Origin of the sequence: Bradyrhizobium barranii subsp. apii (genome assembly GCF_011516635.5) — a bacterium.
Taxonomy (GTDB): Bacteria; Pseudomonadota; Alphaproteobacteria; order Rhizobiales; family Xanthobacteraceae; genus Bradyrhizobium; species Bradyrhizobium barranii.
Genome location: NZ_CP096255.1, coordinates 7,345,459 through 7,357,663, shown reverse-complemented (window position 1 = coordinate 7,357,663; position 12,205 = coordinate 7,345,459). Strand labels below are relative to the sequence as shown.

General features: G+C 62.5%; 9 protein-coding genes and 3 pseudogenes. 6 read left to right on the top strand and 6 right to left on the bottom strand.

The window, feature by feature from the left end:
- Nucleotides 1-107 precede the first annotated feature (107 nt).
- Nucleotides 108-492: pseudogene (locus HAP41_RS35335) on the bottom strand (outer membrane protein); the annotation flags it as partial.
- 149 nt (nucleotides 493-641) lie between these two features.
- On the opposite strand from HAP41_RS35335, the gene HAP41_RS35330 reads away from it, so the two are divergent.
- Nucleotides 642-833, top strand: a complete 192-nt coding sequence (locus tag HAP41_RS35330) for a hypothetical protein (protein WP_080586686.1) — start codon at nucleotides 642-644, stop codon at nucleotides 831-833.
- Between the two features lie 67 nt (nucleotides 834-900).
- Here HAP41_RS35330 and HAP41_RS35325 read toward each other — a convergent pair whose 3' ends face one another.
- Together HAP41_RS35325 and HAP41_RS35320 are read right to left on the bottom strand one after the other, a co-directional pair.
- Nucleotides 901-2,175 carry an IS256 family transposase gene (locus HAP41_RS35325; RefSeq protein ID WP_166064748.1) on the bottom strand — a complete coding sequence of 425 codons (1,275 nt, stop codon included), beginning with the start codon at nucleotides 2,173-2,175 and terminating at the stop codon, nucleotides 901-903.
- Nucleotides 2,176-2,243: 68 nt separating this feature from the next.
- A complete protein-coding gene (locus HAP41_RS35320; protein WP_224580657.1) occupies nucleotides 2,244-2,681 on the bottom strand; it encodes a GNAT family N-acetyltransferase in 438 nt (145 codons plus the stop codon).
- A gap of 161 nt (nucleotides 2,682-2,842) precedes the next feature.
- Between HAP41_RS35320 and HAP41_RS35315 the strand changes: the two genes are divergently transcribed.
- The 4 genes from HAP41_RS35315 to istB all read left to right on the top strand — a co-directional run bounded on the left by HAP41_RS35315 (nucleotide 2,843) and on the right by istB (nucleotide 6,924).
- Nucleotides 2,843-3,994 (top strand): AI-2E family transporter, encoded by a 1,152-nt coding sequence (locus HAP41_RS35315; protein WP_084795347.1) that lies wholly within the window; start codon nucleotides 2,843-2,845, stop codon nucleotides 3,992-3,994.
- Between the two features lie 45 nt (nucleotides 3,995-4,039).
- A complete protein-coding gene (locus HAP41_RS35310) occupies nucleotides 4,040-4,279 on the top strand; it encodes a hypothetical protein (protein WP_166087076.1) in 240 nt (79 codons plus the stop codon).
- A 325-nt stretch (nucleotides 4,280-4,604) separates the two neighbouring features.
- Nucleotides 4,605-6,146 carry an IS21 family transposase gene (istA, locus tag HAP41_RS35300; protein ID WP_166063394.1) on the top strand — a complete coding sequence of 514 codons (1,542 nt, stop codon included), beginning with the start codon at nucleotides 4,605-4,607 and terminating at the stop codon, nucleotides 6,144-6,146.
- A 16-nt stretch (nucleotides 6,147-6,162) separates the two neighbouring features.
- A complete protein-coding gene (istB, locus tag HAP41_RS35295; protein ID WP_166063422.1) occupies nucleotides 6,163-6,924 on the top strand; it encodes an IS21-like element helper ATPase IstB in 762 nt (253 codons plus the stop codon).
- Between the two features lie 109 nt (nucleotides 6,925-7,033).
- Here the strand turns inward: istB and HAP41_RS35290 are convergent.
- Together HAP41_RS35290 and HAP41_RS35285 are read right to left on the bottom strand one after the other, a co-directional pair.
- A pseudogene (locus HAP41_RS35290) lies at nucleotides 7,034-7,242 on the bottom strand (dienelactone hydrolase); the annotation flags it as partial.
- A 115-nt stretch (nucleotides 7,243-7,357) separates the two neighbouring features.
- A pseudogene (locus HAP41_RS35285) lies at nucleotides 7,358-9,044 on the bottom strand (aspartate:alanine exchanger family transporter).
- Nucleotides 9,045-9,673: 629 nt separating this feature from the next.
- Here HAP41_RS35285 and HAP41_RS35280 point away from each other — a divergent pair.
- Nucleotides 9,674-9,895: a hypothetical protein gene (locus tag HAP41_RS35280; protein ID WP_085405589.1), complete on the top strand. Its 222-nt coding sequence runs from the start codon at nucleotides 9,674-9,676 to the stop codon at nucleotides 9,893-9,895.
- A gap of 619 nt (nucleotides 9,896-10,514) precedes the next feature.
- Here the strand turns inward: HAP41_RS35280 and HAP41_RS35275 are convergent.
- Nucleotides 10,515-11,921, bottom strand: coding sequence for a tyrosine-type recombinase/integrase (locus tag HAP41_RS35275; protein WP_049810262.1), 1,407 nt, complete (start codon nucleotides 11,919-11,921; stop codon nucleotides 10,515-10,517).
- Nucleotides 11,922-12,205: the final 284 nt, after the last annotated feature.

Below are 12,205 nucleotides of genomic sequence, written 5' to 3'. Positions count from 1 at the left end.
CCTTGTGAGACATGCCGGGGCGGTCTGACTATGTCCGTTCACAGGGGTAGACTGGAAGAGAACGGCACGCGGCCACCGCAAGGTAGCAAAGGCCAGAAAATTCATAACTACAAAAAAGCCCCGGCGAGCCTGGGCTTTGGTTTGCGAAGGTTGGTGAGATCAGTATTGGCCGCGACCGGTGCGCCGTATCCACCGAAGCGATAATTCAACCGAAGCGTGACCATGTCAACATCTTGGCTGACCCCGCTGCCGGTGAGGATGAACCCTCCGGGAGTAACCACGCCTGCGAAGCTGGCATTATCACGCCCCATCCAGAGATGGTCGTATTCGATACCGAGCGACCAGTTGGGCGTGAAGCCGTACTCCCAGCCGACACCGAGGGCGCCGCCCCAGCGTGTGTGGCCTGCCGATGCCAGGCCGACCCCGGTGATGTTGTTGAATATATCGAATCGATTTGCGCGTCACGGCGGCGCCGCCCTTCACGTAGATCAATATGCTGAAAGAAAGCGTGCCCCTTCTGCAACATTCGCCAAAAAAGGGATCGCGCGACTGTCCGCACCGGCATCCATTTGTTGTGTGGGTAGAGCGTCCGGCTAGGGTCAGATTCGGTAAGGGGTAGTGGGCAACTTCAGGGGAGATTGATGCTGAAATTCGTAATTGCGGGTGCTGCGTCTTTGGCTTTGGTGGGAGCGGCAGTTGCCGCGGATCTGCCTCGTCCGCAGCCCGTCGTCCAGACCGCGCCGGTTGGTAAATATCCCGTCGGCAAAACTCCAGTCGGCAAATACCCGATCGGCAAGGCTCCGGCGCCAGCTCCGTTAGTCACCAAGGGCTAATCCCGAAGATTGGGGGATGTCCCGATCGCTGTTGAACTACGTCGGGTCGACGTTGCCGGAATGAATATTACGCAGCCCTCGTGACGTGGGCAACGGACTTGATTGTCATGCGATCGTGGTGAGCTTGAAGGGCCGCACGCAGAACCGACAATTGCTTATGCGCCTTCAATCGTCGGAAGCCCTTGTTGGCCTCGATCATACCGGCCGCGACCCATCGCAAGGCCATACCGGCATCCCGCCAGCGTTTAACGTTGCGCGTGACGCGGCGAATGGTGCCCATCATGTTCTCGGCGATATTGGTACAGGCGAGCGATCGGCGAAGCTCCTTCGGCAACTTCAACCGGACGACAGTCAGGATTTCGTCGAGGCCTTCGAGGATACTGGCCGCAACGCCGGGCCATTGCTGGTCGAGTCGACGCGCGAGATTGCGGATCAATTTTTCAGCCTTGTCGGCGTCATCGAGCTCCCAGGCCTGGCGCAGCACCCGGCGGGTGGCCGCATGATGCTCTTTCGGCAGGCGTTCCATGATGTTGCGCGCCTTGTGGATCTGGCAGCGCTGGATCGCAGCGGCCGAACCGAAGGTGCGGCGGATCGCCTTCGACAACGCCTTCGCGCCGTCGGCGATGAACAGTCTTGGCACCGTCGGGTCGAGCCCGCGCGAGACCAGGTTGTCCAGCAGGGCCTGAACCGTTGCTGCATTCTCGGTCGCCCCTTCCACCAGCGCCAGCGGATGCTTGTTGCCTTCGCCGTCAACCCCGATCGCGGCCACCAGCACGAGATCGTCGTCGAGATGCAGCCCGTCGATTTGGACCACCAGAAGGTCGAGCGCGGACAGATCGGCAGCCATGAAGTCGGCCAGCCGCGCCGCCGACAGAGCCACGAACCTCCGCGAGGCCGCCGACTTCGAAATCCCCGATCCGGGCGGTGCCGGCACGTCACCCTCGGGCAGCCGGACGGCGCGGCCGAACCGGCGCGTCGACACATTGATCAGCATCAGGTTCATCGCCCAGCGACCGAGCCAGTCCTCCTGCGCCGCCGTTTCCCAGCTCGGGATCGTGACCTCGCGGCCGTCCATGCCCCGGACCCGCGGGCGATCGACCTCGATCTTGCCGCCGTGGAAACCGATCCGCCCCCGCGTTCGGCCCCAACGGTGCGCCCGCCGCGCCGCATCACGACCGTGGCGCGGCCCGCAGGCCGCTGTCACATCCGCCTCCATCATCGTGCCGAGCGCCTCGATTCCTGCCGCAAGGCAGAACCGATCGAAGCTCGCTCGCACTTCCGCAAATGATTTCTCCACAGCCCCGGTCGCCGGCCAACCAGCCGGTGTGATATCTCTCGTCATGGCGTTGCTCTCCTTTGTGGAATCAGCACCCCGAGCCTACCGGCTCAAGGTGGGCAACGCCGACCTCTTCAGAAATTCAACAGAACCCGGGACATCCCCACTTCCGCCGTCAATTCCTTCAGTCCCGTTTCCCTCGCGATGTCGACGAGGTGCCGCATTAGCATCGAGCCAACGCCGCGCCCCTGCCATGCATCGACCACCATGAAAGCCCTCTCGGCCTGGCCGGGCTCGGAGACAATATATCGGCGGCCGCCAACCACAGCCTTCCGGCCTGCTTCCTCCGCGCGCGCAACCAAGGCGATTTGATTCTTAAAATCGACGTCCATGAAGAAGGCGCGCTCCTTGTCGGAGAAATGGCGCTTCATCGCAAAAAATCGGCGCTGCAACGACTGCGGGCTCGCTTGGTCTAGTGCGGCGAGCATGTCGGCCTCGTCCTCCGGCCGAAGCGCGCGAACTTCGACCGGACTGCCGTCGCGCAAGTGCTCTCGTGCACTGGTGACCGACATGCGGACTCCGGTATCGAGAGGCCGGGCGACGCACTTGCCCGATCCCGCCCAAGGGCCTCCCGGCCGGTCGTGGTCGCTTGATCTGGATCAAGACCTCCGCGCGAGAGGGGGAACTAGCTCACTCACCCGCAACATGCGTGGCCAAGGCTGAAGGCGCGTCCGTGAGAACACTCCGCCAGATCATCTTCGGAGACGAGGTCATCCAGCTTGTGATCCGGCTGGGGTTGCTCGCGGTCCTGATCGTCTGGACACTGCTCCTGATCCGTCCGTTCGTGCCAATCCTAGCCTGGAGTGTCGTGCTCGCCGTCGCGCTTAATCCGGTGTTTCAGCGCCTTGCCAAAATCCTCGGCGACCGGCCGAAACTTGCGGCAGCGATCCTAACCCTTATCAGTCTCGCCGTTGTCATTGGGCCCGCGACGTGGCTCGGCATGGGCGCAGTCGACGGGATCAGGGATCTTGCCGGCCAAATGACCGCCGGCGAGGTGTTGGTTCCGTCGCCACCTCAATCGATCAAGGATTGGCCCCTCGTCGGGCCTCGGCTCTTCGATCTCTGGGATCAGGCCTCGACCAATCTGCGTTCGCTTCTGCGCGAAGTGGTGCCGTATCTCAAGCCCTTCGCGACGACCTTGCTCGGATTTGCCGGCAATGCCGGTGTGGGGACCGTGAAGTTCCTGCTGTCCGTGGTCGTGGCTGGCGTCGTGTTTCCATATGGCCCGCAACTCGTGGCCGCGGGTCGTGACTTTCTGTCACAGATCGTGCCCGACCAGAGCGAGCACTTTCTGGACCTCGCGGGTACCACCATCCGTGCGGTCGCGCAGGGTGTGATCGGCGTCGCGATCGTCCAATCCTTGCTCGCCGGCATTGGGTTCAAGCTGGCCGGTATCGCCAGCGCGGGACTACTGGCGTTCGTGGTGCTATTGCTGTCGATCGTGCAGATCGGCGGAACGATCGTCATCCTGCCGGTCATTATCTGGATCTGGACTGACAAGGAATTCCCGATCGCGCTTCTGCTGACGGTGTTTCTCGCGATCGTATCTGTGCTCGACAACATCCTAAAGCCGCTCGTCATGGGGCGAGGCCTGACCACACCCGCGCTCGTCATCCTGATCGGGGTGATCGGGGGAACCCTCGTCCACGGCATCATCGGCCTCTTCATCGGACCGATCATTCTGTCGGTGGCTTGGGAGCTGACGGTTGCCTGGATCCGTACCGAACGCGCTCCGCAGCGGGGAGATGTTGGCTATGGGCCGCCGCGCTCTCTTGATCTGCATCAAGGCGTCTCATCATCCCCTTCGCCGGATAACAATCGCTGACCGACGAAACCAGGAGCATGGCCGAGTCCGCCATGGGAGCACGCGATGGCAGTCCAGTTCCTCGGCACCGTCATCAGCGTGATCAACAGTGATCAACATAGACTTCTGCCAGTCTCCGAAGGTGATGTCTTTGGCTTCGCGCTGCCCGCGAGGGGCGATCTCGGCGGGCTTCGCCTCAGAGGCCTGCTTTTGCGCCGCGGCGTTCTGGACCGTAGCTGGTCCGGCAATGGCCGCTGCGAACAAAATCAACAGGAAGGTGCGAGCGTGCCCGGGCCATGGCGTTGAAGGGGCGTTGATCATGGTTGCGTCTCCAGGCGCCACCCTCCGTAACTATTTATGCGCGTTGAGGGATTTTTCGACGAGCGGTGACCACATCGGAATTGTGTCGGTCGAGCCGACGAAGAAATGCCCCTCATTGCCGAAGGGCGGCATCAGATTGCATGTTTCGCGGGATCGTGAGCACGGATTTCAGGGGATCGTGAGCAGAGATTTCAGACGATCGTGAGCACGGATTTCGCGGGATCGTGAGCAGCTTTTCAGCAACTCAGCCCGCTTCGGCCGACAACTCAACCGGCTTAGGAACTGCCTCGTCAGTGAACGAGGAAGGCCGATGCCCACCCAGAGATTGTCGATGCGCCGGATCAAAGAGGTTCTCCGCTTAAAACATGTTCAAGGCTTGCCGGAGCGAGCCATCGCGCGCACCTTGGGCATCAGCAACGGCGCCGTGCACAGCTATCTACGCCGAGCCGGGGCTGCCGGGCTGAAGTGGCCGTTGCCGGCCGGAATGAGCGACGAGGACCTGGAGCTGCTGCTTTTCCCGGCGCCGAGGCCTGCGTCGCAGAGCCCCCAGCGGGCCGTTCCCGACTGGGGCTATGTCGACAAGGAGCTGCGCCGACGCAACGTGACCCGTCGGCTGCTGTGGGACGAGTATCGCGCCACCCATCCCGATGGCTTCGGCTACACCTGGTTCTGCACGACGTACGAGGCCTGGAAGGGGCGAGCCCGGCCTTCGATGCGGCAGACGCATCTGGGCGGCGAGAAGGTTTTCGTGGATTTCGCCGGCGACACCATCGACGTCATCGATCCCTCAAACGGGGAAGTGCAGTCGATGAAGCTGTTCGTCGCGGCGATGGGCGCCTCCAACTATACCTATGCCGAGGCCTGTCCAAGCGAGGGGCTCGCCGACTGGATCCGGGTCCACATCAATCTTTTCGCCTTCCTCGGCGGCGTGCCGACATTCGTAGTCTGCGACAATCTCAAGGCCGCCGTCACCAATCCCGACCGCCACGATCCCGGCCTCAACCGAACCTATGCCGAGATGGCGAGCCATTACGGCACGGCCATTCTCGCAGCCCGGCCGCGGCGCCCAAAAGATAAGGCAAAGGTCGAAGTTGCGGTGCAAGTCGCCCAGCGATGGATTCTGGCGCGGCTGCGCAACCAACGCTTCTTTTCGTTGGCGGAGCTGAACGCAGCCATCAAAACACTCGTCGTCGAACTCAATGCAAGGCAGATGCGCGACTTTGGCGCCAGTCGCGCCGAACTGTTCGCCGAGCTCGACAAGCCCAAGCTTACAAAGCTGCCGGACCAGGCTTACGCTTTCGCACGCTGGAAGCGATGCCGGATCGGCCCCGACTATCATATCGAGATCGATGGACACTGGTATTCCGCGCCGTATCGGCTCATCCGTGAGCTTGTCGACGCACGCATCGATGACAGAACGGTCGAGATCTTCCACAACGGCCGCAGGATCGCCAGCCACGCCCGCGCGCCCAACCGGCGGGGCCACACCACCATCGCCGACCATATGCCCAGCGCCCATCGGCGCTACGGTCAATGGACGCCCGCCGGAGTGATCGTCGCCGGCGAGCGGATCGGTCCGTCGACCGCCGCCTTCTTCCAGGCCGTGATCGCGGCCCGGCCGCATCCCGAGCAAGGCTTTCGCACCTGCCTCGGCATTCTGTCACTGGTCAAAAGCTACAGCGCGGAGCGCGTCGAAGCGGCCTGCCGGCGCGGCATTCTGATCAAGGCGCGATCCGTCGCCTCGATCCGCTCCATCCTCCAGAACGGTCTGGATCGTACCTTTCTCGACGAGCCCTCCGAACACCAACCCCTGCGCCACGGCAACATCCGCGGCCGCGATTATTTTCACTGAAGCCAAGGAGACCTGTATGCTCAACCATCCCACCCACGAACGCCTGATCGAGCTCGGCTTGAGCGGCATGGCCAAGGCCTTCGAGGAGCAGCGACGATCGCCTGATCTCGAAGCCTTGCCGTTCGAAGATCGCATCGGCCTGCTGGTCGACCGGGAAGCGGCGGAACGCGACACCAGGCGGCTCACCACGCGCCTCAAGCTGGCCTCGCTCCGCCAGAATGCCTGCGTGGAGGACGTCGATTTGCGCACGCCGCGGGGTATCGACCGGGCCGTCTTCGCCAAGCTCGCCAGCGGCGACTGGATCGATCGCCACGAGAATTTGCTCATAACCGGGGCGACCGGATTGGGCAAAAGTTGGTTAGCCTGTGCCCTCGGCCACAAGGCCTGCCGAGATAATCGCTCGGTCCTCTATCACCGCGTCCCAAGATTGTTCGAAGCGTTGGGGCTCGCGCGGGGCGATGGACGTTATGCCCGCTTGCTCAAAACCCTTGGCCGCGCCCAGGTTCTGATTTTGGATGATTGGGGATTGTCGGTGCTCACCGCTGCCGAGCGGCGCGATCTACTGGAAATCCTTGACGATCGCCATGGCCGCTCCTCCACCATCGTAACCAGCCAACTCCCTGTGGACACATGGCACGAAGTTATCGGAGATCCCACGCTAGGCGACGCGATTCTGGATCGCCTCGTCCACAACGCTCACCGCCTCCAGCTTGCTGGCGAAAGCATGCGAAAACGCAACGCCAAAACCATCACCCTTGACGAGCAGCCAGAACGCTGACCCTATCACCGCCTCGGCCGGAGCGAGGCTGCTCACGATCGTCTGAATTCGGCGCTCATGATCGCGCGAAATCGCTGCTCACGATCACTGAAATATGCAATCAGATGATATCGGCCCTGCCGCCGGCCGCAGTGAAAGCCTCATGCATGCGCTTCAACAACGCCGGGCCAAAGAACGTCTCGATATAGAACCACAGCATGGCACCCGCGAGGTACGGCCGAAATCCGCGGTCGCTTCGACCAGTCTGTCCGGCGCGCAGTTGTTGTTGGGCTTGCCGTCGACGCGACCGCCGCGACCTGCTGCAAAGGTGATGATCGCTGGAGACGGACATTGTCTTCGGCGAGGGCCGGCAAGCCGAAGGCGGCAAGGAGAACCAAAGCCGTCAAGAGCGGTCGGAAGATTGCGGCCAACTGCGTACGCATCGTCGCCTCCGTCAGCCGGTATAAGTGAGCGCCACGATGATCGGGCCGAGCACAGTCAGGACGACGTTGCCGATGGCGTAGGGCACTGCGACGCCGAGTACTGGGGTCTGACTCTCGGCGACTTCGCAGGCTCCGGTCACCGCAGCATCGACGGTCATGGCGCCGGCCAGCGCCCCGCAGGTGATGACCGGATTCATGTGCAACACATAGCGCGCAAACAGTGTCGCGACGATCAGCGGCACCAGCGTGACGACCAGGCCCATGCCCACCAGCAACGCCCCGTGCGCCTGTATCGCAGCCCAGGCCGCGGCTCCGTTGCCGAGCCCGATGGCTGCGATGAAGCCGACCGAGCCCGAGATCGCTCAGTGTCTGCTGTGCCGCGCGTGGTAACGCTCCGATGGTCGGCCGGCGCGACCGCATCCAGCCGCAGACGAGGCCAGCGATCAGCGCGCCGCCGCCGCCCAAGGTCAGCGGGATGCCGCCGACCCTGAGGCTGACGAGACCCGCGAGGAGGCCCGCGGCGATGCCGGTTGCGAGAAAGGCGATGTCGGCGCGGTCGCCGGAGCGCAGGATCTGCCCGACCTTCGTGGCGGCACGCTCGATGTTGCGAGTGCTGCCGACGAGCGTCATGACGTCCCCGACATAGACGCGGGTGTCCGGGCCCAACGGGACCTCGCGGCCCATCCGGGTCAGCGTGCGGAGATAGACGCCGCGTGCGTCGTTGCCGACGCGTTCAGCGATCTCCTTGATCGATCGGCCATGGAGATGGCGGCTGTCGACGAGGACGTCGATCACATTGCCCGGAATTGCCTTCAGGATTTCGTCGGCATCGATTTCCTTGCCGATGACCGGCTTTGCCGCGACGAGGGCAGCGGTTCGCCCGGCGACGACGATGTCGTCGCCGGGTTCGAGGATGCTGTCGAGGCGCGGCTCGATATCGGCTCCCTGCCGCACGATTCGCTCGACGACAGTGCGGCTGCCGATTTCCTCTTCGACGTCCTTGACCGTGCGTCCCGCGGCGGCCGATACCCGGTAGGCGCGCGCCTGGAATTTGCGATAGTGCAGATTTTCACTCTGTGGCGGGTTGCCGCCGGCAAGCTCCGCCTCCAGCTTCGCCGCCTCCGCCTTCAAATCGATCCGCATCAGTTTCGGTGCGACAAACGGCACGTAAAGGAGCGTGAGAATATAGCCGAGGACATAGGTGACGGCGTATCCAGCTGCGATGTTTGCTTCTTGCTGCTTCAAAGCATCACCGGACAAGCCGACTTGCGCGAGCGCTCCGGACGCCGTGCCGATGATGGAAGATTGCGTCAGCCCACCGGCGGCAAGTCCCAAGGCCGTGCCCGGATCGAGCTTGAACGCGAATGCAAATATCAAAACGAGGATGAGACCCGTGCCGCCGAGCACGAGCGCCATGGCGACCTGCGCCAGGGTGCGGATGCTCAAGGAGGCGAAGAATTCGGGGCCGGACCGGTAGCCGATCGTGAACACGAACAGGCTGAACAGAAGCACGCGCAGCAGCGACGGGAATGTAAAGGTTCCGAGCTGACCGATAAGAACGGCCACCACCAGTATGCAGGCTGTCGTTCCGATTGAGAAACCACGAAGCTTGGCTCGGCCCAGCACCGTGCCGATGGCGATGGAAAGCAGCAGGAAGATTTCCGGAGCGGTGGAGATCATCCACCTGACGGTATCCATGGCGCATGCCCTCCAGCCATTTGCGCCGAATCTGAATCGTGAAACCCGGCGACGCTTGATCTAGATCAATCCTCGCCGACGGCACGCCTTCGCCTTTTGAGCCGTGCAGGATTCGGGACAGTCGACGTCTCGGACATGAGCACGATGGACATCGTCACTGCTTCGTCGGCGCACCGCGACGATCGGGTACCAGTCGTGTTCTGCTTTGGGTCTACCGGCTTGGTCTGCATGGACGGAGCTTGGTATCGCTGTGATCGCTCCCTTAACCCTGCTGCCTGGCCGCGAAGCCGACCTCAACGAGGCCCGTTTATGAACGCGCCGTCCGATCGCTCGACAGCGTGCTCGGAGAGGGCAACGCGGGGCAACCGTCTGATCCAAAGGAAGGGCATCCGACCGCATCGTCAGCCGGGCGGCCATGACGTGAACCGTTTCATCGCACGCCGGTCGGCCGCCAGCTGCCTCGGACATCAGACGAATCAAGTTCGCCTGACCTACTCACCCTACAAGAGATTCGCGCGCCACGCGGAGTCCGGGGGAAACACCCCGCAGTTATTCGACCTATTCACAGCGTCTTGACTCCGTGCGAATCGATTCGGCCCCCTTTGATGTGATAGCAAAGCTGTTTTGTGATGATGCTGCTGCTGGTCGGAGTGGGCGCGGTGCAAGCCCAGCAGTCGTGCATGCCCTGCTCGCTGCGCACACCCGGCTTGCTGTACGAATGCGTCGATAAGAACGGAAAGCTGCAGCCTGCTGGACCAACGGCAGCGCGGCAGACAAAACACTTCGACCAGTGCATGGCGCGCGGCGGCTCAGGTTACAAGTGTCTCGATGAAGCAGCGAAGGTGAAGTGAAGCAGCGGAGTGTCTGCCGAAGGGCTGATGTGTGCCGCCGGCTAGGGACGAGCCGGCTGGGCTGCTCGATAGAGCTACAATCGCCGCAACTCTGCGGCCGCGCGGACCGTTATCTCAGTTGACGGAGCTTCGGGCGGCCGCCCGAGCCATGGGTGCGCAGCTTGTGTAGATGATCTTGTTTGAGACACCGAACCGAAAATAGACGCGAGCCGGCTTGCCTTCGTAATTTTGATAGTCGATTTGAACGCCGTGGCCCGTCAGGCTCACGTCGTCCAGCGAAAATGAGAGTACTCGCTTCGTTTCGAGCTTAGGTGACCAGTAGGCAGCGATTGCTTCTCGCCCAGTCAGGCTGACGCCTTCGCAGGCGCATTCAAGCACCGCTCGCTCATCATACAATCGAGCAGCGCGTTGACGTCTCCACGGCGGCAGGCGTCGAGCCAGTCTACAACTGTGGCAACGGGGTCAAAGTCATCCCTCGAAATAGGCATGGAGGTTCCATCATCAGCCGCGCCGCTCCCGGCGCGGGACTTAGATGGACTGTGATGAATGCTGCTTGAACGCACTCCCGCAGAACTACTGATTGAAGCCCGCCAGATCGAAGCTCAGGCGGGGCGATAGATCAGGCCGCAACGTGAAGCCCGATATTGGCGTCCTTTCTCGATGTCCGCCCGCCGACGATCCGCCGCAGCTCGGCCGCGACGCCGTCCAGCACCGCGCGCTTTTCCTTCATCCGCTTGGAGTGATTGTACACTTTGCCGGTGACCGTCGGCACGATCTGCTCGGCCTTCTTGCTCGCGGCGTGGTCGAGGCACTTCGCAATCCATGCGTCGTCGAAGCCGAGGTCGCCGGCCAGGGTCGCTGCCGTCCGGCGCAGGTCATGGGGCGTGAACGGCTTGAGACCGAGCAGCTCGCAGAGGCCAGCGGTTTTGGTTTTGTCCTTGTTCGTCTCGTGCTTGGTGCCGCGCAGGGCGTCGGCCATCGCTTTCCGGTGGATCGGCTGGCCCTTGTACATGGGACTCTCGAAGACAAACTGCTGACCATCCGAGGCGAGCGCCTCCTTGATGATCTCGACCGCCAGATCGGATAACGGCTGCTGGATCACCCGCCGCTTCTTGACCCGCTTGAGCGGCACGTCGAAGCGCGGATGCTCGCCGTCGAGGTCAAACAGCTCATCCCGATGCGCGCCGAGCAGTTCCCGCGAGCGCAGCATGGTGACCAGTTCGAACTTGAGTGCGAGCCGGGTCCGGCGGTCGTAGGGAAGGTCGTTGCGGTCCAGTCCGTGCCAGAACGTCTTGATCTCGTCTTCGGAGAGGACCCGGGTGCGGGGATGTTCGGGATCGAGTTTTGGCAGGTTGACGCAGGGGCTGGCGGTCACATAGTCGCGGCCTGCCTCCGCCGCCCAGGTGAACAGGCCCGAGGCCGCCTTGCGCATATGGCGCGCGTTGCTGACCGAGGGCTTGCCGAACTTGCCTGCGACGATGTCGTTCGAGAGTGTGGCGATGTCGTGCTTGGTGACCTCCATGGCCAGCTTCTTGCCGAGGCGTGGGCGGATGAGGCGGTCGAGGTGGCTCGCGGTGTTTTGCCAGCTTTCGAGCCGGGGGCGCATCTCGCCATCGGGCTTCTTGACCAACGTCTTCATCCACGCGATGCGCTCGTCGATGATCTCGGCGACGGTCTTGCCGCGCTTCGCCTTCGCAGCTTTCTGGTCGCGGAAGGTCTCGGCAAGCGCCTCGCCACCCCTGGCCCTGAGGCCGTAGACCTTGCTACGGGTGTCCTCGACCGTGAAGGTCTCAGCATTGTAGACGCCAAGCCAGCCGGTGCGTTGCTTGCCGGTCTCCCGGTCGGTGAACTTGAACGAGAAGGTTGCCACCCCGGTCGTGGTGATGCTTACGTACAGACCAGGGCACTTACGGTCGTAGAGCTTGGTCCGTTTGGCAACGCGTTTCTCGCACATGCGGTCGGTCAGAATGACGCTGCTGTTGCGGCCCCGCTTGCCGGCGGGGGAGGGGGCAATGCTACTATCCATGTGGTTTCGGCTCCTAAGGCTTGAGACCAAAGGGCTCGGCTTTGGGGCTTTCAGTTTGTCGTGCGGACGCTGAAAGGCTTAGGGCCGGGCCCTTATTTTGGTGAAGCCCGCTGAAACAGCCCGCATCAGGCTAGTTGAAAAAGCCTAATTTTAAAGGGTTTTGTTAGTTTCGGCGTGTTTCACCGAATGCCAAAGTATAGACGTGTGGTCCTGGCCGTCGTTGCTACGGTCAAGTGCTTTGCGAATGCGGCAGTCGCGTCAACCGGCGCGCTGTCGGTGACTTT

What these genes read in the sequence shown, in the direction of transcription:
- HAP41_RS35310 (WP_166087076.1), top strand. Translation starts at nt 4,040, where the DNA reads ATGGCAGTCCAGTTCCTCGGCACCGTCATCAGCGTGATCAACAGTGAT.
- HAP41_RS35320 (WP_224580657.1), bottom strand. Translation starts at nt 2,681, where the DNA reads ATGTCGGTCACCAGTGCACGAGAGCACTTGCGCGACGGCAGTCCGGTC.
- HAP41_RS35330 (WP_080586686.1), top strand. Translation starts at nt 642, where the DNA reads ATGCTGAAATTCGTAATTGCGGGTGCTGCGTCTTTGGCTTTGGTGGGA.
- istB (WP_166063422.1), top strand. Translation starts at nt 6,163, where the DNA reads ATGCTCAACCATCCCACCCACGAACGCCTGATCGAGCTCGGCTTGAGC.
- HAP41_RS35325 (WP_166064748.1), bottom strand. Translation starts at nt 2,175, where the DNA reads ATGACGAGAGATATCACACCGGCTGGTTGGCCGGCGACCGGGGCTGTG.
- istA (WP_166063394.1), top strand. Translation starts at nt 4,605, where the DNA reads ATGCCCACCCAGAGATTGTCGATGCGCCGGATCAAAGAGGTTCTCCGC.
- HAP41_RS35280 (WP_085405589.1), top strand. Translation starts at nt 9,674, where the DNA reads ATGATGCTGCTGCTGGTCGGAGTGGGCGCGGTGCAAGCCCAGCAGTCG.
- HAP41_RS35275 (WP_049810262.1), bottom strand. Translation starts at nt 11,921, where the DNA reads ATGGATAGTAGCATTGCCCCCTCCCCCGCCGGCAAGCGGGGCCGCAAC.